The following is a 255-nucleotide window of genomic DNA, read 5'->3' as shown; positions in this document are numbered from 1 at the left end:
GTGATAAAACCGCGCCGCGTCCCCGGCCAGCGCAACAATCAGCTCCTGCGGCTCATCCCCGAGAAAGATCGCCGCCCGCGACAAGCTGTTGTGAATCGCCGGCCGCTCGACGCTCGGCAATGGAAACCGCGTGCGCCGGTTCTCATGGTCAACCCAGACCACCGCAGCGCCATCGACCTCCAGCCGATGCGCCAGCGAATGGCTCCAGCCGAACCCCAACCCGACATCGATCTCGGCGGCACTGCTGCGGTACAA

Annotated in this window: 1 protein-coding gene; it reads right to left on the bottom strand. The window is 65.5% G+C overall.

The window, feature by feature from the left end; translation table 11 throughout:
* Positions 1 to 255, bottom strand: a 255-nt coding sequence (locus tag L6D81_RS29410) for a DUF6531 domain-containing protein (protein ID WP_236183008.1), incomplete at both ends; no start/stop codon positions are given.

It is taken from the genome of Pseudomonas sputi (assembly GCF_021603585.1).
GTDB classification, from domain to species: Bacteria; Pseudomonadota; Gammaproteobacteria; order Pseudomonadales; family Pseudomonadaceae; genus Aquipseudomonas; species Aquipseudomonas sputi.
This window is presented reverse-complemented; position numbering and strand designations above follow the sequence as displayed.